The organism is Stenotrophomonas sp. GD03777, from assembly GCF_029842485.1.
Taxonomy (GTDB): Bacteria; Pseudomonadota; Gammaproteobacteria; order Xanthomonadales; family Xanthomonadaceae; genus Stenotrophomonas; species Stenotrophomonas sepilia.
The window spans coordinates 1-20,592 of sequence record NZ_JAOCGL010000014.1 but is presented as its reverse complement, the minus strand read 5'-3'; the positions used below and the strand labels follow the sequence as shown (position 1 = coordinate 20,592).

General features: G+C 67.9%; 23 protein-coding genes. 15 read left to right on the top strand and 8 right to left on the bottom strand.

The genetic code is table 11. The features are described from left to right. Positions 1-32 precede the first annotated feature (32 nt). The 3 genes from N5E02_RS05520 (at position 33) to N5E02_RS05510 (ending at position 4,132) form a co-directional block, all read left to right on the top strand. Positions 33-1,085: a sensor domain-containing diguanylate cyclase gene (locus N5E02_RS05520; protein ID WP_065178147.1), complete on the top strand. Its 1,053-nt coding sequence runs from the start codon at positions 33-35 to the stop codon at positions 1,083-1,085. A gap of 116 nt (positions 1,086-1,201) precedes the next feature. After that, a complete protein-coding gene (locus N5E02_RS05515) occupies positions 1,202-2,227 on the top strand; it encodes an AI-2E family transporter (protein ID WP_053497611.1) in 1,026 nt (341 codons plus the stop codon). Positions 2,228-2,389: 162 nt separating this feature from the next. Further along, entirely contained in the window at positions 2,390-4,132 is a 1,743-nt protein-coding gene (locus tag N5E02_RS05510) for a GGDEF domain-containing protein (protein ID WP_279946009.1), read from the top strand. 9 nt (positions 4,133-4,141) lie between these two features. Here the strand turns inward: N5E02_RS05510 and N5E02_RS05505 are convergent, their stop codons facing one another. Both N5E02_RS05505 and N5E02_RS05500 read right to left on the bottom strand, forming a co-directional pair. Then, entirely contained in the window at positions 4,142-4,648 is a 507-nt protein-coding gene (locus tag N5E02_RS05505) for a PaaI family thioesterase (protein WP_279946008.1), read from the bottom strand. 37 nt (positions 4,649-4,685) lie between these two features. Next, the gene (locus N5E02_RS05500) at positions 4,686-5,123 is read right to left on the bottom strand and encodes a hypothetical protein (RefSeq protein WP_065178144.1); all 438 of its coding nucleotides are present in this window, start codon (positions 5,121-5,123) and stop codon (positions 4,686-4,688) included. Positions 5,124-5,408: 285 nt separating this feature from the next. On the opposite strand from N5E02_RS05500, the gene N5E02_RS05495 reads away from it, so the two are divergent. The 6 genes from N5E02_RS05495 (at position 5,409) to N5E02_RS05470 (ending at position 10,236) form a co-directional block, all read left to right on the top strand. Beyond that, a complete protein-coding gene (locus N5E02_RS05495; protein ID WP_053497616.1) occupies positions 5,409-5,840 on the top strand; it encodes a pyridoxamine 5'-phosphate oxidase family protein in 432 nt (143 codons plus the stop codon). 94 nt (positions 5,841-5,934) lie between these two features. Next, a complete protein-coding gene (locus N5E02_RS05490; protein ID WP_065178143.1) occupies positions 5,935-6,516 on the top strand; it encodes a hypothetical protein in 582 nt (193 codons plus the stop codon). Between the two features lie 204 nt (positions 6,517-6,720). After that, on the top strand, positions 6,721-7,188 hold the full coding sequence (locus N5E02_RS05485) for a DUF2975 domain-containing protein (RefSeq protein WP_032954010.1): 468 nt from the start codon (positions 6,721-6,723) through the stop codon (positions 7,186-7,188). Further along, complete coding sequence (locus tag N5E02_RS05480; RefSeq protein ID WP_005415654.1) at positions 7,188-7,412, top strand: helix-turn-helix transcriptional regulator; 225 nt, start codon at positions 7,188-7,190, stop codon at positions 7,410-7,412. Before N5E02_RS05485 ends, N5E02_RS05480 begins: the two co-directional genes overlap by 1 nt. Before the next feature lie 43 nt (positions 7,413-7,455). Then, the gene (locus N5E02_RS05475; RefSeq protein ID WP_065186008.1) at positions 7,456-8,997 is read left to right on the top strand and encodes a TerC family protein; all 1,542 of its coding nucleotides are present in this window, start codon (positions 7,456-7,458) and stop codon (positions 8,995-8,997) included. A 102-nt stretch (positions 8,998-9,099) separates the two neighbouring features. After that, positions 9,100-10,236: a metallophosphoesterase gene (locus tag N5E02_RS05470; protein ID WP_139726809.1), complete on the top strand. Its 1,137-nt coding sequence runs from the start codon at positions 9,100-9,102 to the stop codon at positions 10,234-10,236. Between the two features lie 137 nt (positions 10,237-10,373). Here N5E02_RS05470 and N5E02_RS05465 read toward each other — a convergent pair whose 3' ends face one another. The 5 genes from N5E02_RS05465 to N5E02_RS05445 form a co-directional block, all read right to left on the bottom strand. Next, positions 10,374-11,012, bottom strand: a complete 639-nt coding sequence (locus N5E02_RS05465) for a ferric reductase-like transmembrane domain-containing protein (protein WP_065178140.1) — start codon at positions 11,010-11,012, stop codon at positions 10,374-10,376. 82 nt (positions 11,013-11,094) lie between these two features. Continuing rightward, positions 11,095-11,829, bottom strand: coding sequence for a putative DNA-binding domain-containing protein (locus N5E02_RS05460; protein ID WP_279946005.1), 735 nt, complete (start codon positions 11,827-11,829; stop codon positions 11,095-11,097). After that, positions 11,822-12,667 (bottom strand): DUF692 domain-containing protein, encoded by an 846-nt coding sequence (locus N5E02_RS05455; protein WP_065178138.1) that lies wholly within the window; start codon positions 12,665-12,667, stop codon positions 11,822-11,824. Before N5E02_RS05455 ends, N5E02_RS05460 begins: the two co-directional genes overlap by 8 nt. Positions 12,668-12,723: 56 nt before the next feature. Then, positions 12,724-13,200, bottom strand: coding sequence for an EF-hand domain-containing protein (locus N5E02_RS05450; protein ID WP_005415660.1), 477 nt, complete (start codon positions 13,198-13,200; stop codon positions 12,724-12,726). Between the two features lie 100 nt (positions 13,201-13,300). Further along, positions 13,301-13,945, bottom strand: coding sequence for a DoxX family protein (locus tag N5E02_RS05445; RefSeq protein ID WP_005415661.1), 645 nt, complete (start codon positions 13,943-13,945; stop codon positions 13,301-13,303). A 342-nt stretch (positions 13,946-14,287) separates the two neighbouring features. Between N5E02_RS05445 and N5E02_RS05440 the strand changes: the two genes are divergently transcribed. The 5 genes from N5E02_RS05440 to N5E02_RS05420 all read left to right on the top strand — a co-directional run bounded on the left by N5E02_RS05440 (position 14,288) and on the right by N5E02_RS05420 (position 19,183). Continuing rightward, entirely contained in the window at positions 14,288-15,082 is a 795-nt protein-coding gene (locus tag N5E02_RS05440) for an alpha/beta hydrolase (RefSeq protein WP_005415662.1), read from the top strand. Positions 15,083-15,085: 3 nt separating this feature from the next. Further along, the gene (locus tag N5E02_RS05435; protein ID WP_065178136.1) at positions 15,086-15,631 is read left to right on the top strand and encodes a redoxin family protein; all 546 of its coding nucleotides are present in this window, start codon (positions 15,086-15,088) and stop codon (positions 15,629-15,631) included. 57 nt (positions 15,632-15,688) lie between these two features. Beyond that, positions 15,689-16,429 carry a response regulator gene (locus N5E02_RS05430; protein ID WP_005415664.1) on the top strand — a complete coding sequence of 247 codons (741 nt, stop codon included), beginning with the start codon at positions 15,689-15,691 and terminating at the stop codon, positions 16,427-16,429. Next, positions 16,426-17,739: a HAMP domain-containing sensor histidine kinase gene (locus N5E02_RS05425; RefSeq protein WP_164092693.1), complete on the top strand. Its 1,314-nt coding sequence runs from the start codon at positions 16,426-16,428 to the stop codon at positions 17,737-17,739. The genes N5E02_RS05430 and N5E02_RS05425 overlap by 4 nt, the downstream gene beginning before the upstream one ends. A 184-nt stretch (positions 17,740-17,923) precedes the next feature. After that, positions 17,924-19,183 carry an MFS transporter gene (locus tag N5E02_RS05420; RefSeq protein ID WP_279946002.1) on the top strand — a complete coding sequence of 420 codons (1,260 nt, stop codon included), beginning with the start codon at positions 17,924-17,926 and terminating at the stop codon, positions 19,181-19,183. A 4-nt stretch (positions 19,184-19,187) separates the two neighbouring features. Here the strand turns inward: N5E02_RS05420 and N5E02_RS05415 are convergent, their stop codons facing one another. Next, positions 19,188-20,135: a nucleoside hydrolase gene (locus N5E02_RS05415; RefSeq protein ID WP_005415667.1), complete on the bottom strand. Its 948-nt coding sequence runs from the start codon at positions 20,133-20,135 to the stop codon at positions 19,188-19,190. Between the two features lie 152 nt (positions 20,136-20,287). Between N5E02_RS05415 and N5E02_RS05410 the strand changes: the two genes are divergently transcribed. Then, positions 20,288-20,592 (top strand): hypothetical protein (locus N5E02_RS05410; RefSeq protein WP_279946001.1); only part of this gene is annotated, 305 nt, incomplete at its 3' end.

Here is a 20,592-nt window from a genome sequence, read left to right as displayed (position 1 = left end):
GTAGCAGCGGGTGTGATCGCGCAGGGGGGGCAATGCCATTCTTTACCGATTCGGCGGAAGGCGCGGTCGAAGGCATTGGCGCGGCACGTCGCATCGGCTGGATGCGTTTCGTCGGCAATGGGCTGGGGGCGATCCCCATCGCTTCGATCATCCTCGAGCGCCACGATGGGCCGCTGGCATGGGTCCTGCTGCTGCTCAACGCGCTGGCGTGGCCTGCGCTGGCATTGAAGCTGACCCAGCGCTCCGGCCAGCCCGCGCTCGTCCAGTTCCGCTGCATGGTGGCCGACTCCTTGTTCGGCGGTGGCTGGATCGCCTTCATGGCATTGAGCGCGGTGCCCAGTGCACTGTTCGCCGCACTGCTGGTGGCCGACAAGATCGCTGCCGGTGGCGTTCGCCTGGCGATGCGCGCCACGCTGGCCCTGCTGGTGGGCTTTGCGCTCACCTGGTGGGCGCTCGGCTTCCCTTACCAGCCGGTCACCTCGCAGCGCACGATCATGCTGAGTGTCCCGTTCCTGTTCGTGTATGGCATCGGCCTGAGCATTCTCAGTTGGCAGCTGGCGCGCCGGGTCAAATCGCAGAACCGCCAGCTGCAGCGTCTCAGCCGGATGGACCCGCTGGTCGAGCTGGCCAACCGCGGTTTCCTGATCCTGCGTGCGCAGCAGGCGCTGGACCGGGCACAGGGCCAGGGCGGCTTTGCCTGCCTGCTGATGCTCGATGTGGACGACTTCAAGCGCATCAATGACTCGCACGGCCACCGCGCCGGTGACGAGGTGCTGCGGCATATCGCGGCGACATTGCGCACCGTTGCCCGCCCGGGTGATACGCCCGCGCGGCTGGGGGGCGATGAGTTCGTCGTGCTGCTGCGCGACTGCGCGCCCGTCGATGCAATGCAGGTGGCCGAGCGGGTGCGCCTGCACCTGCTCGAGGCCGCGCGGCAGGCCACGCCGGGGGTGGAATTCAGCGTCAGTATCGGCATTGCGGCCACGCCGCGTGGCGGCAGTGTCGAGGACTGGTTGGCACTGGCCGACCGCGCGCTGTACCACGCCAAGCGCCAGGGCAAGAATACCGCCAGCTACGGCGAGTGAGCGCGCGTGGGGACGGCACGGCTGCCGCCGAACGCGGATGAAATGCCCATTCATCCTGCACGCGGAATCAGCACGCCAATCCTCTACCATGGGCCACCCCGCCCGGACGCGCTCCCATGCAAGACGCTCTCGTTGCCCAGCCCAAGCCCCCCATCCCAAGGATCGCGGCATGGCTGATGATGCTGCTGGGCATGTGGCTGGCGCTGAAACTGGGCCTGGTGGTCACCCTGCTGTCCGGCCTGCTGGTGTTCCAGCTGACCCACCTGCTGGCCTCCACCGTGGAAGGCAGGCTGCCGCCGGGACGCGCACGGGCGATCGCAGTGATCGTGCTGTCGGCGATCATCATCAGCGCGCTGGTGCTGGCCGGGATCGGCGTGGCCTCGTTCTTCCGCAACGAGACCGGTGGCCCGGACGCTTTGCTGGCGCGCCTGATGGAGATCCTCAACACCTCGCGGCACCAGGTGCCGGCGCTGCTGCAACCCTACATTCCCGAAGACATGCCAGCGCTGCGCGCGGCGCTGAACGACTGGGCCGCCGAGCATCAGCGCCAGCTGGGCGTGGCCGGTACCTCGGTGGTCCAGGTGGGTGTGCGCGTACTGATCGGCATGGTGCTGGGTGCGATGATCGCACTGTATGACGAACTGCCGCTGCCGAAGATGGGTCCGCTGGCGCAGGAGCTGGTCGGGCGCACCAGCCGCCTGGCCACCGCGTTCCGTCAGGTGGTGTTCGCGCAGGTGAAGATCTCGCTGCTCAACACCGTGTTCACCGCGATCTTCCTGCTGGGCGTGCTGCCGTTGTTCGGCGTGCACCTGCCGCTGTCCAAGACCCTGGTGCTGATCACCTTCCTGGCCGGCCTGCTGCCGGTGGTGGGCAACATCATCTCCAACACGATCATCACCATCGTCGCACTGTCGGTCTCGTTCTATGTGGCGGTGGCGGCGCTGCTGTACCTGATCGTGATCCACAAGCTGGAGTACTTCCTCAACGCGCGCATTGTGGGTGGCGAAATCCAGGCGCGGGCCTGGGAGCTGCTGCTGGCCATGCTGGTGATGGAGGCGGCCTTCGGCCTGCCGGGCCTGGTCGCCGCGCCGGTGTTCTATGCCTACGTGAAGCGCGAACTGGTCGACCAGCGCTGGATCTGACGCGGCGGGGCATGACGTATTTGTCCCGATTCGAGCGTCCGCGCGGCCTTGTCGGTGCGTTCGCGGCGCGCACGGTGTACCCACGGCCACGGTTGGCCCGTTAGCGGCTTGGCGCCTGTGCAGGCGGCCGCTACAGTGTTCCGCACGACAGGGGAAATGTGCATGGCCCGCAAGGCGTCGCCCATCGGATTGCGGACCTGGGTCTGGATCCTGGCCGGGCTGTTCGTAGTCTGTACGCTGCCGCTGATGGCCATCGCACTGGTGCAGGGCACGCTGCGCTTCACCGCCGCCGAGGACAACCTGGTCAGCCTGCGCCGGCTGCAGCAGACCTTCGACCTGGCCAACCAGGTGTCGGCCGAGCGCGGCCCCGCCAACAGCCTGCTGGGAGCCAATACGGCCGATGCGGCCGAACAGGCCCGGCTGACCGCGCAGCTGGCGGTTGCGCGCAAGCGGGTCGACACCGCCCTGCTGCAACTGGACACCGTGTTCAAGGCCGATCCCGGCGTGGTCGGCGAACATGGGCTGTTGGCCGACGTGCAACGTCGCCTGCAGTCGGCGCGGGCCGCAGTGGACCAGGTGGCGGCACAGCCGCACGACGCGCGCCGGGTGGAAGACGTGGAGCGCGCGATCAGCAGCATGTTCGCCGTGGTCGATCGCCTGCACGTGTTGACCTCGACGCAGATCGGCGTGCTGGTCAGTGCCGACCGCGAAGCGGCGATCCCGGCAATGCAGGGCCAGGTGCTGATCGACCTGCGCGAGCATGGTGGCCGCCTGGCCTCGAACGTGATGGCGCCGGTCGCGGTGCCGGGGGCCTGGCGTGACGAACAGGTGCGGGCTGCATTGCAGACCGAAGGCCGCCTGCTGGAGCTGTGGCGGCTGGCAGGCAGCCATGAAGCGGTGTTCCGCAGTGATCCGGCGCTGTCCTGGCATTGGGACATGGCACGCCGCCAGTTCTTCGGCGAATCGCTGCCAATGATCGAACAGCTGATCGAGGATGGCCGGCGTGGCGTGCCGCCGCCGTGGACCGCCGCCGAGTTCACCACGCGCTACGTGCCGACCCTGCAGTCGCTGGAGGCGCTGCGCGACGGTTACCTGAGCGTGTCCATCGCCCGCTTCGAGCGCACCCGTAACCGCGAAGCGACGCGCCTGGTGGTGCTGGTGGCGACGGTGCTGGGCACACTGGTGGTGCTTGGCGTGGCGCTGCGCATTACTCACCTGCAGATCCTGCGGCCACTGCTGCAGGCGCAGAAGCAGGTCATCCAGATCGCCTCGGAAGCGCCCGGCCCGGAGCAGCATGTGACCCACCCGCTGGCCGAGATGCAGCGCCTGTTCGATGCCATTGAAGTGCTGCGCGAGAAGTCGCGCGAGCGCTCGGCGTTGACCAGCGAGCTGCGCCAGTTGGCCGGCACCGATGAGCTGACCGGGTTGTTGAACCGGCGCGCGCTGGAAGAAAGGGTACAGCAGCGGCATGCCGACGGCGGCAACAGTGCGGTGGTGATCCTGCTGGATGTCGATCGCTTCAAGGCCATCAACGACGGCCATGGGCATGATGCGGGCGACCAGGTGCTGGTGCAGGTGGCGCAGCTGCTGCAGCGCCACCTGCGCCGCAGCGACAGCATCGCCCGCTACGGTGGCGAGGAGTTCCTGGTGCTGCTGGCCGACGGCGACCTGGCCGGCGGACGCCAATTGGCCGAGTCGCTGCGCATGGCACTGCGGCAGCTGGACATCGCACTGGCCGGTGGCAACGTGCTGCGGGTCACCGCCAGCTTCGGCGTGGCCGCGGGTGGCACCGATGCGCTGGGCTGGCGCACCCTGTTGCGTGCCGCCGATGCGGCCATGTACCAGGCCAAGGCACAGGGGCGCGACCGCGTGCGCGTGGCCGGTGGCGGCCGCAAGGCACGTTGACGGCACCCATCAGCCGATCCGCGCATGCACGCGGTGCAGCGTGCGCGCGATCATCCGGCGCGCGATGGGACGCGGCACCGAGAGCCCACGCCAGCGCAGTGCACCCACCCGGAACGTGGCGCTGGCGGTGGCCAGCACCTTGCCGGCCGGGTCGGTCAGCCAGCCGCGGGTGAAGGCGATGCTGCCCTTGCTGTGCTCGACCTCGCCCCACCCGATGATCCGCCCGGGCCGCGCCGGGCTGACGAAACTGGTCTTGGATTCCACCGTGACCGCGATGCGGTTGGCGGGCAGGGTGGCGTAGATCGCCGGCCCCATGCAGTCGTCCAGCATCGCTGACAGGAAACCGCCCTGCACATTGCCCATTGGGTTGGTGAGCACGGCGCCGGCTTCGAATTCGACCTGGATGCGGCGCAATGCATCGTCGTAGCCAACGAAGCGCCAGCCGAGCAGGGTGCCGGCCTGGGAGGGGGGCAGATCACCGTTGACCACGCTGTAGAAGATCGATTCGGGATTCATTGTGGGGCCTCGTGGGGGGAGGGGAGAGAAAGGGGACTCACTGCGGTAGCGACAACAGGGCCAGCACGAATCCGATGACCGACAGCAGCACCACCGCGGCGCCAGCGGGCACCGGTGTACGTGCGCCGGTACGCCGCCGCACACCGGAGGCGACCAGCACCGGCGGCAGCGTGGCGACCAGGCAGAACAGCTGGAACGCCAGCAGCTGCGGCAGTGCGAAGTGACCGCCGAAGAAGATCAGGCAGGCCAGCATCACGCCGGCACCGGCCAGTGCGATCCACCCGGCGCCGACCACGCGGATGAGCGCCATCAGCAGCACCTGCATGCGCGGTTCGATCTCCGCCCACGGCACGCCCACGGCTTGCCCGTGGTAGGGCATGAAGTCGGAGCGCTTCAGATAGGCTGCAGCAAACAGCGAGACAATGAAGAACGCCAACAGGTAGCAGCCGAACGCGAGCCAGGCGAACAGATCCATGTGGAGGCCATGCGGTTGCGAAGGAGTCGCCGCGCGGATGCCGGCTGCCATGCCGGTCGTGCCACGGGGTTGCGCGATTCTCCGGCAGCCCCCTGTTAGCCGGCTGTGGTGCTTCGCAGGGGCGTTCCTCCATCTGCTTTTAACGTGGGTATGGTGGTGTGGAGTGCGTCACGCACGGACCATGCGCCGTATCTCGTTTCCCGTGAAGAGGCCGCAAGTGCTCATCCACTTTCCGGTCACCGCTCTGCGCAGACGCTGGGCGTCCCTCCGATCAAGGACCACGCCGTGACCCAGCTCACCCTCCCAGAACTTGCCAAGAAAATGGCCGGCATCGATTTCACGATGCTGCAGACCCACGCCGGTGGAGAAATTGCCGGTCGCCCCATGAGCAACAACGGTGACGTGGACTATGACGGTGACAGCTGGTTCTTCACCATGGAAGACACCGACATGGTGCGCGAGATCGAGGCTGACCCTGCCGTCGCACTGGGTTTCTCCGGCAGCAAGTCGCTGCTGGGCAAGCCGCCGCTGTTCGTGCACGTGCAGGGAAGGGCAGCGCTGGTGCGCGATCGGGCCACGATGCGCGAGCACTGGGTGAAGGACCTGGAGCGGTGGTTCGAACAGGGAGTGGATACACCAGGACTGGTACTGATCCATGTGCGCGCCAGCCGCATCCACTACTGGGATGGCGAGGACGAGGGCGAAATCACAGCCTGATCCCGGTGCGGGGAGGCCGGCGGCAACGCGGCCGTTGCACGCCACGCCCGGGCTTTGCCATCCTCCCCGCTGCGTTCCGTACATTGGAGTTCCAATGCGCCCTGCCTCCTGGCTGATCCTGGCCCTGCTGCCTGCCCTGGTGGCGGCGCAGCCTGCGCGTGCACCCAAGGCCAGCGCACAAGCGCAGGACCCTTTCAGTGAGTTGTTCGATACCGCTTGCATGCAGCACATCGGCGCGCCAGCGCGGTTGCAGTCGTTGATGGAATCCAACGGGCTGTCACCGCTGCAGCCTGCCGAGGCGGCAACGTTGCTGCAGGGGCAGTCGGGCGTGGCCTGGATGGTGCCGCTGGCCAGCGGCCGCTATGCAGTCAGCTGGGCTGACGATGGCACGTGCACGGTCTACGCCGAAAAGGCCGACGCGGCGGTCGTGCAGAAGGGCTTTGCCCGGTTGGTGCAGGCGGCGCCGACGCCGTTGCAGGCGCGCTCGCTGCCAGGCCGTGGGCCGTTGTCGGCGGACCAGGTGGCGATCCAGTACGGCTGGGCCACGCCCGGGCAGGCCAAGCTGCAGGTGCGTTTCCGGCTGGTCACGCGGCAGGCCGCCGAGGCCGGCGTGCAGGCGATGGCCTCGGTGACGCCGGGCGAAGCGATGCTGGAACAGGCTGCACCCAGTCGGTAACGCTGGCCCCGCGCCGCGCAGGCTGCCCATGCCCGCGATTCAGCCTTTCACGCTGGTTGTGATATATCGTTTATCGATAAATACACCCCGGGGCGGCGAGGCCGCCCCAATGCCGGAGGCCGCTTGACCGCTCGTCCCGCCCGCGCCAGATCCGCGCGAGGCTTGTTCACCCTGGCCCAGGCCGCCGTCCAGGCCGTCCGGGCGATGTGCTGGCTGGGCATCCTGGCCGCACTGCTGGCCGTGCCGCTGGTCGCGCACGACCGTCGCTGGCTGCTCGACAGCGTCCACGATGCCGCTGCCGCTGCTGCGCACGGCAACGCCCTGTTCCTGCACTTCTGCCTGGGGCTGGCTGTGATCGTCGCGCTGCTGGTGCTGTGCCTGCTGTTCCTGCGCCATCTGCTGCGGCTGCTGAAATCGGCGGCGCGCGAAAGGCCGTTCACCCACGCCAATGCGCAGCGACTGCAACGCATGGCGTGGCTGATGCTGGCGATGGAGCTGCTGTCGATCCTGATCGGCGCCTACGCGGCCTGGATGGGCCCGGACTTCAGCTGGATGGAGGTGGGCGGCGGCATGTCGATCACCGGGCTGGTGGCGGTGCTGATGCTGTTCGTGCTGGCACGCGTCTTCGCCGTGGGCGCGGCGATGCGCGATGACCTCGACGGTGTCATCTGATGGCAATCGTCATCACCCTGGACCGCGTGCTGCAGGAACGGGGCATGACCCTGTCCGAGCTGGCCGGTCGCATCGACATCACCCTGGCGAACCTGTCGATCCTGAAGACCGGTAAGGCGCGCGCCATCCGCTTTTCCACGCTGGATGCGATCTGCCGGGAGCTGCAATGCACGCCTGGCGACCTGCTCGGGTACGACCCGGCGCGGGCGCAGGAAGCAGACTGAGTGTTTCTTCTTCTCCCTTGCCCAATGACGAAACGGACCTGAAATGGAATGGTTGACTGACCCCTCGATTTGGATGGGCCTTGCAACCCTGGTCGTGCTTGAGATCGTGCTCGGCATCGACAACCTGGTGTTCATCGCGATCCTTGCCGACAAGCTTCCGCCCCACCAGCGCGACCGCGCGCGGGTGATCGGCCTGGCACTGGCCCTGCTGATGCGGCTGGTGCTGCTGGCGGCGCTGGCCTGGATCATGAAACTGACCGCGCCGCTGCTTACGCTGTTCGAGCACAGCTTCTCCGGGCGTGACCTGATCCTGCTGGGCGGTGGCCTGTTCCTGCTGTTCAAGGGCACCATGGAGCTGCACGAACGGCTGGAAGGCCGCGCGCACCACGAAGACGGCAAGAAGGTCTACGCCAGCTTCGCAATGGTGGTGGCGCAGATCGTGGTGCTCGATGCGGTGTTCTCGCTGGACTCGGTGATCACCGCGGTCGGCATGGTCGACAACCTGGGCGTGATGTATGCCGCCGTCACCATCGCGATGGCGCTGATGCTGCTGGCGAGCAAGCCGTTGACCCGCTTCGTCAACAAGCATCCCACCGTGGTGGTGCTGTGCCTGGGCTTCCTGCTGATGATCGGTTTCAGCCTGGTGGCCGAGGGCCTGGGCTACAAGATCCCGAAGGGCTACCTGTACGCCGCGATCGCCTTCTCGATCCTGGTCGAGGCGTTCAACCAGTGGGTGCGTTTCAATCGTGAGCGCAACGAGCGCCGCCAGCCGTTCCGCCAGCGCACCGCTGATGCGGTGCTGCGCATGCTCGGGGCGCGCCCGGCCAACGGCCATTCCGATGACGGCGTGGACGAGCCGGTAGATGCCGAAGAGCGCCTGCAGCCGGCCGAGCACGAGATGATCCGTAGCGTGCTCGGCCTGGCTGACCGTCCGGTGTCGAGCGTAATGACCGTGCGCGCCGATGTGCAGTGGATCGACCTGGCGCGGGGCCAGGAGGATGTGGTGGCCCGCCTGGTGGCATCGCCACACACCCGGCTGCTGGTGGGCGATGGTGACCTGGACAGCCTGCGTGGCGTGGTGCAGAGCCGCGACCTGCTGGCTGACCTGCTGCAGGGCAGGCCGCTGCAGCTGGAAGGCAACCTGCGCGAGCCGCAGTACGTGCTGTCCAGCGCCAGTGCGCTGCAGGCGCTGGAACTGATCCGCCAGCATCCGGTACCGCTGGCGGTGGCGGTGGATGAGTACGGCAGCGTGGAAGGCCTGGTGACCGCCAACGATCTGCTGGCGGCGATTGCCGGCGATCTGGTCGATACCCAGGACGAGCGCTATGGCGTGGTCGCGCAGGGCGAGGACCAGTGGGAGGCCGACGGTGCGCTGACCCTGGACGACCTGCAGCGGCTGACCGGCGTATCGCTGCCACGCAGTGCCGACTACATGACCATCTCCGGGCTGGTGCTGGAGCAGCTGGGCCGGCTGCCGGACACCGGCGATGCGGTGGAGGTGGCGGGTGTGCGCATCACCGTGCTGGCGATGGAGAAGCGCCGCATTGCCCGCCTGCGGGTGGAACACCTCGACCAGCCGTTGTAGAGCCGAGCCCATGCTGGGCTTCGGGGATGCAGCCGAGCATGGCTCGGCTCTACACAACATGGCCCGCAGCCGTCACCATGGCGGGCCCGCTTTCTGTCATGGATGGTTGCAGTGCTGAGTACGATCGGTTTGTTGATGGGCCTGTATGTGGCCTGGCGCCTGTTCTGGCCGCTGCGCATGCCCATCGGGTTGAAGGTCGTGCTGTCGCTGCTGATGGTGGCTGTGGCCGTGCAGCTGCGCATCGTGGCGACCTTTTGGGGCACGATGGCGTCGCCGGAAATTCCGAAACTGGCCATCGCCACGCTGGCCACCGGCTCCACGGCGGTGCTGCTGCTGGCATTGGTGATGCTGGTACTGGACGCCGGCCTGCTGGTTTCGCGCCTGCTGCGTTGGCCGCGCATGGTATCGGCCCTGCGTGCACCGCAGCTGCGGCCGGCGGCCGGCGTGCTGGCCCTGCTGGTCAGTGGTTATGGTGTCAGCCAGGGCATGGCAGTGCCCCAGCCGCGGCAGATCGAGGTGAGCATTGCCGGGCTGCCAGCGGCGTTCGACGGCTATCGCGTGCTGCAGCTGACCGACATCCATGCCAGCCGCCTGCTTACAGGTGACTGGGTGCGCAGGGTGGTGGACCAGGGCAACGCGCTGAAGCCGGACCTGATCGTGATCACCGGTGATCTGATCGACGGCAGCGTCGAGGCCCGTCGCGACGACGCGCGACCCCTGGCCGATCTGCGGGCGCCGGACGGTGTCGTTGCCATTACCGGCAACCACGAGTATTACGCGCAGTACCAGGCATGGATGCAGGCGTTCCGCGCGCTGCACATGCAGGTGCTGGAGAACAGTCATTTGCAGGTACGACGCGGCGATGCGGCGCTCACCATCGCCGGTGTCACCGACCCGGTGGCGGCACGCTACGGCCTGCCGCTGCCGGATCTCCAGGCTGCACTGGAGGGTGCCGATCCGTCCGCGCCGGTGATCCTGCTCGATCATCGCCCGCGCAATGCACGCGAGGCGGCGGCGCGTGGGGTGAAGCTGCAGCTGTCCGGGCACACTCACGGTGGGCAGATCATCGGCATGGACCAGCTGGTGAAGCGCGCCAATGGCGGTTTTGTCTCCGGCCGCTATGACGTGGATGGGATGACGCTGTACGTGGGCAACGGTGCGGGCCTCTGGGCCGGTTTCCCGGCGCGCATCGGCGTGCCGTCGGAGATCACCCTGGTGACATTGCGCCGCGCGCTGTGACCTGAAGTGGGGCAGGTCCCTTTGCGCAGGGAGTTCGCTGCCTATCGCGCTGGGATCCCTCTGTAGAGCCGAGCCCATGCTCGGCTGAACCAGAAAGGCAGCCGAGCATGGGCTCGGCTCCACAAGTAACCGCCTCCTCAAGAACTCCGCAGCGGTGGCCGCGCATGCGCATTGCGCCGCAGTGACTGCGCCCGCTTGGCTATCCAGCGCACCACGAAGGCGGTGAACAGCAGGGCCGACGGCACCGCATACCAGAAGTTGCCTGGCACGCGCTTGAAGTACGAGTAGGTGAACACCGCCGCGATGATCCACATGCCGGTCAGGTGCAGGCGACGCCAAGCGGTGGGGCCCATGCGGCGGGCGATCCCCCGATGCGAGGTGATGGCCAGCGCCACGATGGCGATGTAGCCCACCGTGCCCGGGAGGTTGGCCAGCGCGGATCGTGCTGGCCAGAACGCCGGGTTGAGGATGCCGAAACTGGTGATGGCGATGGCATGCAGCAGGTGCGAAAACGCGAAGGACAAACCGACGGTGCGCCGTTCGCGCAGCAGGAACCGGGTGAATGGGCCGGGCAGAAGACTGGCGAACGACGATGCGGTGAACGCCGCCAGGAACAACAGGAACGATGTACGTGCAGTGACCCGTATCGCCGCACGGCTGCCTTCGGCTGCATCGGGATACAGGGCGAAGGCCGCCAGCGCGAATGCGATCAGGACCACGGCCATGGCCACAAACAGGCGCCAGCCGTGCAGGAAGGAAGTGTTGGAAGCAGGCATGGTGAGACCTCGAAGCAGGAATGGGGAGCACCGACCGCTGGCCGGGCGATGAGTGGGTAGCGCCGGCCGCTGGCCGGCACCCTCAACAGTCGTTCGGCACAATCAGCACGCTCGCCGCACACAGCTCGCCCAGTACGGGCGCGCAGGCCGCGCGCAATGCGTCCGTTGCCACGCCATGTGCCTCGGACAGCGCCCGGAGTGCTGCTTCCACAGCTGCGCCGTCGTCACCAAAGATCGATAGCAGCGCGTAGGCCAGCGGCGACAGTTGCTCGACCTGCAGGCTGAAATCGGCGAGGCGCCGGATCAGCAGCAGCGTGGGCGCAGCGCTCGGCACCGGCTCCAGGGCCTCGTCCTCATGCACCGGCCATCGGTAGCCCAGCACCCGCACCAGCGGCGAAACCGCCAGCACATCGCTGCCCTCGGGAACGCTGTGCAGCGACTGCCCGGCGTCACGCGCTTCAATGCGCAGCGACTGCAGCGTGCTCTCGTAGTGCGCAAGTTCCGCTGCCCAGGCCGGGAGTGCCAGCGCGTCCTGCACTGCCAGCCAGGCCGTGAACTCGCCGGCGATCTGTGGGAACAACGGGGTCTGGCAGGCGTGGTGGGCGTAGTAGTGCTCCACTGTGTCGCGCCAGTGTGGCGTGCCCAACTGCTGTTGCAGGCGCGGCAGGCTGCCGGCCAGCAGGGCGTCCAGGCTGTCGATGCACAGGCGGCGGTATACCGCCAGCCTGCCCGCCTCGACGCTGTCGGGTGCGGCCATTGCTGGGTCGCGCACATGATCGGCCCAGCGCCGTTGCAGGGTAGCCAGCGACTCAGCCATGGGCCACCTCGGGCCAGCGTGCCTCGGCTTGCGCCTGGCGGATCTGCGCGACCTCGGCCAGCAACTCCGCCAGCGGCGGAAAGTTGAAGTCGCGTTCGAGCAGCGTGGGGCGCACGCCGACCCGCGCATAGGCCTCGCGCAACAGCGCCCAGACCACGCCTTTCACCGGGGCACCGTGGGTGTCGATCTTGAAGCCATCACCTTCATCGAAATGGCCGGCCACATGCAGCGAGGCAACACGGTGGGACGGCACGCGGGCCAGGAATTCGAAAGCGTCGTAATCGTTGTTGCAGGCGTTGACGAAGACGTTGTTGACGTCCAGCAGCAGGTCGCAGTCGGCTTCGGCGAGCACGGCGTTGATGAAGTCGATCTCGCTCATGTCCGCGCCGGCAACGGCGTAGTAGGAGATGTTCTCCACGGCGATGCGCCGGCCCAGCATGTCCTGCACCTGGGCGATGCGACTGGCGACATGCTGTACGGCTTCGGCGGTGAACGGCAGCGGCAGCAGGTCGTAGACATGTCCGCCGGCGGCGCAGTAGCTCAGGTGTTCGCTGTACAGCTGCACCTGGTGCAGGTCGAGGAAGGCACGGGTCTGTGCCAGCAGGGTGCGGTCCAGCGGATCAGGACCTCCCAGCGACAGCGACAGGCCGTGGCAGGTCAGGGGGTGGCGCTCGCTGAGCTGGCGCAGCGCGGCGCCGTGTGCACCGCCGACGCCGATCCAGTTGTCAGGGGACACTTCGAGGAAGTCGATGGCGCCGGCCGGCATTGCCAGCAGTTCGTCGATCAGGCCACGGCGCAGGCCAAGACCGGCGGCATTGGAGGGCAGGGGCAGGGACATGGCGGATGCTCCAGAGAGAGGGCGCCGCCTTGAAGGCAGCGCCGGTTGGACGTCGATCAATCGGCAACGCGGGAGAACAGGCCCTTCGGCATCGGCTTGCCGTTGGCGGTGTAGACGCTGCGCAGGTAGTCGTGCGCTTCCTGTTCGCTGATGTAACCGTCGTGGTCGGTGTCGATGCGGTCGAACTCGGCGGCACGCTTGGCGGCCACCGCGTTGAACTCGGCACGCGAGACCTTGCCGTCGTGGTCACGGTCGGTGCGGGCAAACGAGGCATCGCCGCACTTGCCTTCGCCACACTGGCCTTCGGCCACCTTGGCCTTGCCGGCGGGCTTGCCGGTGGTGGCCTTGTTGGCCCCGCACTTGCCTTCGCCGCACTTGCCTTCGGCGGCGGCGCCCATGGCGACGGCGCTGATCGCCAGCGGTTGGATCGCTGCGGCCTGGCCGGCCAGCAGCAGGCCACCGGCCAGGGCGATGCCGATGGCACCAATGCGCGGCAGGCGGGAGGAGGGGGTGTTCTTGGTCGAGACGGACATGGTGGTGACTCCTTGGGGATGGCACGCCAGGCGTGCGGGATGGACGCCGCCTGAAGGCGACGGAAACGAAAGGAAGAAGCGCGGGAAGGGGCGAAGCAGGTCAGACGGTGCGACGACGGCGCAGCGCGTAGCCCAGCAGCAGCACGCCACCGAGCAGGGCGCCGCCGAAGCCGACGCCGGGCAACAGCGCGGCAACCGGCAGCAACAGGGCGATCAGGCTGACGCCCCAGCCCAGGCCGTCATTGCCGACGGGGGCATGCTGTGGGCCGGCCAGCAGCCGGTCCACGCTGAGCGCGCCACCGCCGTTGAGGATCAATGGCAGCAGCATGGCCAGGAACAGCAGCGGCAGCTTGAAGTTGCCGTAGCCCTGGTCTGTGATCGCGTAGCCCTGCCAGAGTTCACCCAGGCCGTTCCACTGGTCGGGCCAGTGCACGGCGGCGATGGCGACCACCGTCAACACCCAGAAGACGTAGGCCACCGAGCGCGTGGCCAGGCCGAGCAGCAGCATCACCGCACCCACCAGTTCCAGCCAGGTGGCCAGTTGCCAGTTCAACGATGCGGGCAGGGTGGAGAACGGGAACGGGAAGCGACCTTCCAGGTCGGCGAACCAGTTCTGGCCGCCCAGCTTCTCGCGGCCGGACTCAAAGAACTCCCAGGCCAGCAGGGTGCGCAGCGCCAATGGCGACAGCCAGCGGCCGACGGCGTCCAGGCGGGGGGTATACACGGAAGAGGCGGTGCTGATCATGGTGGTGTCCTGCGGGCCAGTGGTCGATGGAGGCCATTCCAGGCGGTGCAGGTATCGGCAACGTGTGCCGTTGCCCGGGGTTTTGTCAGCGACTGTGGCCGCGACCGGGGTTTCGTACAGTCCGATACAAAGACGATGCGTGGATGCACATCGGGGCGTTGTGCGCACGCGGGCGGGGAACGATGTCCGGCCGGTAGTAGCCGGCCTGGCCCGTCGCGCAAATGTATCCCAGTGTAGAAACCCGCCTGCGCCCTACAGTCCGGTACAACTCCGCGCCACGGAGAAACAGCGCCGATACACCGGCAGGCGGAAATGGCCACTCCCAACACCGGAGTGACACCCATGATCCGTACCTCCTTGCTTGCCGCCGCTCTCGCCCTGGCCGGCGCTGCCGCCCCCGCCTTCGCTACCCAGGCCGATACCGCTGCACCGCCCACCGTCATCCTGGTGCACGGCGCCTTCGCCGATGGCTCCAGCTGGAGCAAGGTCCTCACCACGCTGCACGACTGGAAGGTGCCGGCGGTGGCGGTGCAGAACCCGCTCACCTCACTGGCCGACGATGTGGCGGCCACCCGCCGCGCGATTGCCGCCGCGCCTGGCAAGGTGGTGCTGGTCGGCCACAGCTGGGGTGGCACGGTCATCACCGAAGCGGGCAATGACCCGAAGGTGCAGGCGCTGGTGTACGTGGCGGCCTTCGCACCGGATGCAGGGCAGTCTTCGGCGCAACAGGGCGAAGGCTTCCCGGTCGGGCCGGGCCTGGCCCGGCTGCAGGAGAGGGATGGCTACCTGACCTTGCCGGCCGATGCCATCGCCCAGGACTTCGCCCCGGACGTGATGAAAAAGTCGGCCGCACTGCTGTACAGCACGCAGGTCCCGTTGAAGGCCAGCGCGCTGGGCGAGGTGGTGAACGTGGCGGCCTGGCGCAGCAAGCCGAGCTGGTACGTGCTCAGCCGTGATGACCGCATGCTGTCGCCACAGCTGCAGGCCGCGACCGCACGTCGCATCGGTGCTCAGCTGCAATCGATCGGCAGCAGCCATGTGTCGCTGCTTTCGCATCCGGCGCAGGTGGCCGACAGCATCCTGGAAGCGGCGGGGGTGAAGCCGGTGGAGCTGCCGCTGGCCGAGCAGGGGGGCTGAGCGATGGCCGCACTGCGAGGGTACGCACGGCCGCTGCTGCTGGGCCTGCTGGGCGGAGCGGTGTTGTTGCTGGCATGGCCCAGCCCGGAGGCCGATGCGCGGCCGGCACAGGCCGTTCCCGCCACCGGGTTCGACGGTGGCGGGCCCTGGCACAACAGCCCACCGCTCACACTGAAGCAGTTGCGGGGACAGGTGGTGCTGGTCGAGTTCTGGACCTACACCTGCAGCAACTGCCTCAACGTGGCGCCGTATGTCCACCAGTGGCATGCACGCTACGCGCCGCAGGGCCTGAAGGTGATCGGCGTGCATACGCCGGAATTCGCCTATGAAGGGTTGCCCGGCAACGTGCGCAAGGCCATCGCGCGGTTGGATATCACCTGGCCGGTGGTGCAGGACAACCAGTACCGGATCTGGAACGCCTGGGGCAACCGCTTCTGGCCCGCGCTGTACCTGCTCGACCGGCAGGGGCGGGTGGTCTACCGCCATTACGGCGAGGGCGACTACGCACGTACCGAAAGCGAGATCCAGCGCCTGCTGGCCAGCCCATGAGCCGCGCTACCATGGCCGCGCAGCGCGGCCCTGACCTCCGTCTTCATCGAGAACGCAATGAACCATGTACCGCACATCCTGGTCGTCGACGATGACAGCGAGATCCGCCAGATGCTGGCCGACTACCTGCAGCGCAACGGCCTGCGCGTGAGCCAGGCCGACGGTGGCCGGGCCATGCGCGCGCTGATGGATACCCATGCGGTGGATCTGGTAGTGCTGGACGTGATGATGCCGGGCGAGGACGGCCTGAGCCTGTGCCGCAACCTGCGCGCCGGCAAGCATCGTGCGGTGCCGGTGGTGCTGCTGACCGCCCGCGATGACGAAACCGATCGCATCATCGGCCTGGAAATGGGCGCTGACGACTACGTGACCAAGCCCTTTTCCTCGCGCGAACTGCTGGCGCGCATCAACGCCGTGATCCGCCGCACGCAGATGCTGCCGCCGAACCTGCAGGTGAGCGAGGCCGGGCGCCAGCTCGCCTTCGGCGAGTGGCGCCTGGACACCACCGCGCGCCATCTGCTGGATGCGCAGGACACTGCGTATCCGCTCAGTGGCGCCGAGTTCCGCCTGTTGCGCGTGTTCCTCGACCACGCCAATCGGGTGCTTAGCCGTGACCAGCTGCTCAGCCTCACCCAGGGCCGCGATGCCGAACTGTTTGATCGCTCGATCGACCTGCTGGTCAGCCGCGTGCGCCAGCGACTGGGTGACGACGCGCGCGAGCCGACCTACATCAAGACCGTGCGCAGCGAAGGCTATGTGTTCAGCGTGCCGGTGCAGTTGCTGGGGCCAGACGAATGAACACCTGCGCACGCCGTCCACGCTGGCCGCGCACGCTGTCGGCGCGGCTGCTGCTGGTCCTGCTGGGCGGACTCACCCTGGCCCACGCGCTGTCCTTCGGCCTGCTGTTCTTCGAACGCTACCAGTCCACTCGTAGCATGATGCTGCGCAACCTCGACGAGGATGTGGCGGTGAGTGTCGCGCTGCTGGAGCACCTGCCTGTGGCGCAGCGTGAGGCCTGGGTGCCGCGGCTGGAGCGGCGCACCTACCGTTACCTGCTGCGCCCGGCCGCGGCCGGACCAGGGCTGCAGACCGATCGTGCACGCCAGGTCACGGCGATCATCGACGACAGCCTGCAGCACCGCTATCCGTTGCAGGCGCGCCAGGTGGCTCGCCTGCCGGAGCGGTTCGAGGTGGAACTGCGCCTGCACGACGGCACACCCTTGACCATTGAAGTCACTCCGTCGGGCCTGCCGCTGGCACGTTGGCTGCCCGCCGTGCTGCTGGTGCAGCTGGCGCTGCTGCTGGTGTGCGCGTGGTTGGCGGTGCGCCTGGCCCTGCGCCCGCTGCAGCAGCTGTCGCATGCGGTGGAGCATCTGCAGCCGGGCAAGGACGGGCCCGCACTGCCTGAAGATGGCCCTGCGGAAGTGGGCGGCGCGGCGGCTGCACTCAATGCACTGCAGGCACGCATTCGTGGCCATGTCAGTGAGCGCCTGCAGATCCTGGCCGCGATCTCGCATGACCTGCAGACCCCTATCACGCGCATGAAGCTGCGGGTGGAGACCCTGCCTGAAGACAGCACCCAGCAGCGCCTGCTGGCCGACCTCGATCACCTTGGGCAGCTGGTGCGTGAGGGCGTGGCCTATGCGCGCAGCAGCCACGTTGCCGCTGGCGCGCCGGTGTCGATGGACCTGGGCGCGTTCCTCGCCAGTGTGGTCGGCGACTACGAGGACATGGGCAAGCCGGTCACTGGCGGTGCGCCCGCTGGACTGGTCGTGCAGACCTGGCCGCAGCCGCTGCGCCGCGTGGTCGGCAATCTGGTCGACAACGCATTGCGCTACGCCGGCGCCGCCGAGATCGAGGCGGGCCGCGATAAGGCCGGAAGGGTCTGGATCAGCATTTCCGACCGTGGCCCCGGTATTCCCGAGGGCCAGCTGCAGGCAGTGCTGGCGCCGTTCCACCGGCTGGAAAGCTCGCGCAATCGCGATACCGGCGGGACCGGCCTGGGCCTGGCCATCGCGGTGCAGCTGGCGCAGTCGCTGGGCGGCTCGCTGCGGTTGCACAACCGCGAGGGTGGCGGCCTGCGGGCGGAACTGCAGCTGCCGGGCTGAGTTGCCCGGCCTTGTGTTCCAGCAAGGATGCTTCTGCTTCGGCCTTGGCGGTGAGCGCTTCACCGGTCATGAAACTCAGTGCATGCACGCAGCCGACAGCCGATGACCGGCATTTCACCCCGTCCATGCCACGCTGCGCGGAACCTGCCCAACCGGGACCGAGGCTGTTGAAGGCGAACACGCAATGACGGCGGCGCGGCAGCGCTCGATGTGGGTGGCGGGCCTGTCCACGGTGGTGGAGTGGTACGACTTCACCCTGTACCTGTACTTCGCCACGGTGCTGTCGCGGGTGTTCTTCGGCGGTGGCGAGCAGGCGTTGCTGGTGACCTTGGCTGGCTTCGCGGTGTCCTACCTGATGCGTCCGCTGGGCGCGCTGTGCTTTGGTCACCTGGGTGACCGGCTCGGCCGACGCTGGATGTTGCTGGCGTCGATGGCGTTGATGGCAGCGGCAATGCTGGCCACTGCGCTGCTGCCGACCGCGGCCACCGCAGGCGCCACGGCCGGCGTGCTGCTGCTGGTGCTGCGCTGCGTGATGGCGTTCTCGGTGGGCGGCGAATATACCGGCGTGGTGGCGTACCTGCTGGAAAGCGCACCGGCGCGCCGACGCGGCCTGGTTACGTCATTGGCTTCGGCGGCCAGCGAAGTGGGCGCACTGCTGGCGGTGGCGATCTCTGCACTTACCGTCGCGCTGCTGCCCACCGCGCAGCTGGACCGTTGGGGCTGGCGGATTCCGTTCCTCGTCGGCGCCGCGCTTGCGCTGGTGATCCTGATTGCGCGTTCGGGCATGCACGAGTCGCCGGAGTTCGAGCGCCAGCGCCGCGAAGGCAGCATTCCCGCCACACCACTGCGGCATGTGCTGCAGCATCATCCGTTGGCGGTGGCGCGCACGTTCGCGATTTCGGCGCTGGGATCGATCACTTACTACGTGGGCATCACCTATGTGCCTGCATTCCTGCACGCGCAGGGCCACGATGAGGGTGACGCACTGTGGCTGTCGACGATCGCGGCGGTGGCAGTGATCGCGATCACGCCCCTGTGTGGCGCATTGTCGGACCGCATCGGACGACGTCCGGTGTTGTTGGGCCTGACCGTGCTGGCAGCGCTGCTGCCGCTGTCCCTGTTTGCGTGGATGGCACAGGCGACGGCGCTGGGCATCGTGCTGGCGGCGGTGCTGCTGGCCTGCGTGGCCGGCGGTGTAAGCGCGGTGGCGGCCCCGGCCACGGCAGAGCAGTTCCCCGGCGAAGGCCGGGTCAGCGGGCTGGCACTGGGGGTAACCATGGCCACGGCGGTGTTCGGCGGTGCGACGCCGTGGCTGGCGCAATGGTGGGTGGAACGCAGCGGCTGGGCGGCGGCGCCGGGCGCGATGATCGCGCTGGTGGCGGTGCTGGTGCTGCCGGTGCTGTGGACCCTGCCCGAGACGGTCCCGGGCAGGGCCAGGCGCTAGCCGGTCAGACCTTCAGGGTCTGCTCGATGTCGGCCAGTACCGCGGCCGCATCCACACCGATGGCGATCGACTGCACCACGTGGCCGTCCCACACGCTGGGGCCGAATGCCAGGCCTTCCGGCTTGGGAATGGTCATGCCGCGGGCGACGCCGTCGGTGGCCACGCGCACGCTGGCGCGCTCGAACTGGAACAGTTCCGGGCGGGTCAGCGCGATGCACGCGCAGCAGTCATGCACGACCATGCCCTTGTGGCCGGCCTGCAGGTAGAAGTCCACGTAATCCTGCGACAGCGCACGGACCAGCTCGGCGTCGGCACCGCCGATGGTGGCCAGCTTATCCAGGCCGTCACGGTCCATTTCCACGCGGGTGGTCACGTCCAGGCCGATCGCGGTGACTGGCCAGCTGGCGGTGAACACCACGTCGGCGGCTTCGGCATCGCCCCAGATATTGGCCTCGGCGGCCGGGGTGATGTTGCCGTTGACGTGGAAGGCGCCGCCCATGATCACCACGCCGCGTACCAGGCCGGCGATGTCCGGGGCCTGCTGCAGGGCCAGGGCCAGGTTGGTCATGCGGCCGACCGCGACCAGGGTCACTTCGCCCGGATGGGCGCGGACCAGATCGATGATCAGCTGATGGGCCGGGCGGGCATCGGCGGCCACGTCCAGGCTGGCCGGCACCGGGTGGTTGCCCAGGCCGTTGTGGCCGTGGATGTGCACCGGCCACGCTTCCGGGGTGGCTTCCGGCTGCAGCGGGCCATCGGCACCGCGCGCGACCGGGGCGGCGAAGCCCCAGGCCTGCTTCAGGTACAGCGCGTTGTGCGTGGTCGACTCCACCGAGGCATTGCCGAAGGTGGTGGTGACACCGATCAGGTCGATCTGGGCGTGCTTGTGCAGGTAAAGCAGGGCCAGGGCGTCGTCGACGCCCGGGTCGGTATCGAAAATGACTTTCAGCATGTTGTTGTTCTTCTTCTTCCGTGTGGTGCGAGGGGCGCCGGCGGCCACGGGGCAGGCCGGCGCGCCCCCACATTGTCCCATCTTCATGACAGGCAGGGCCATTGCCGGGGTGGCAGGCCATAATGCCTCCAGTCCAGGCATGGAGTCGCCGAATGCTGATCGTTGCCCTTCTGCTGGTCCTGCTGGTGCTGGGCCTGAACGTGGTGGCCACCGTGGTGATCGTCAGGCGTGATGGGCTGTCGGCGGGTGGCCGGACGGTGCAGCTGCTGCTGGTCTGGCTGCTGCCGCTGGTCGGCGCCATCCTGTGCATGGCGGTGGCTACGGCCGATGGCTCCGGGATCCGGGGCGACAACAGTTTCGGCGATGGCTACGATCATCCGGGCGGCCAATCCGGCGACAGCTACAGCCATCAAAGTCACAGCAGCTCCGACTGCAGCAGCGACGGTGGCAGCGGTGA